1 protein-coding gene is annotated in these 565 nt (G+C 72.0%); it reads left to right on the top strand.

All coding sequences use genetic code 11. The annotated features are described in order from the left end of the window. Positions 1 to 565: phage major capsid protein (locus BYZ73_RS21650; protein ID WP_112317602.1), on the top strand; the 565-nt coding region annotated here is incomplete at both ends.

Here is a 565-nt window from a genome sequence, read left to right as displayed (position 1 = left end):
CTTGAGACCGATGGCCATTCCGGCATCGCCGCGATCATGTCGGGCGCGTCCGAGGCCGCGGGCGGCATCACCATTCCCGCCGCGCAATCCGAGGAACTGATCGCGCTGCTGCGCCCGCGGGTCACCGTCCGCGCCTCGGGCGCGCGCACCGTGCCGATGCCCGCGGGCGAGCTGCGCACCGCGCGCCAGACCGCAGGCGCGACCGCCGGTTACGGCGCCGAGACCTCGGCCATTGCCGAAAGCGAGATGAGCTTCGATGCGGTCGACAAGTCCTTCAAGCTCCTGCGCGCGCTGGTGCCGCTGTCGAACAGCCTCCTGCGGCATTCCTCGGTCGCCATGGCCCAGCATGCCCGCGACGACCTCTTGAAGGCGATGGCGCTGCGCGAGGACCTGGCCTTCCTCAGGGGCGACGGATCGAACGACACGCCGAAGGGCCTGCGCAACTGGGCGCTGGCCGAGAACTGGCGCGACGGCATCGCGGGCACGGCGGCGGCGGCCGAGGCGGCGGTTCGCTGGGCGGTCTCGACGGTCGAGGACGCCAATGTCGGCATGGTCAGCCCCGGCT

Origin of the sequence: Rhodovulum viride, from assembly GCF_003265965.1 — a bacterium.
Lineage (GTDB): Bacteria > Pseudomonadota > Alphaproteobacteria > Rhodobacterales > Rhodobacteraceae > Rhodovulum > Rhodovulum kholense.
This window is presented reverse-complemented; position numbering and strand designations above follow the sequence as displayed.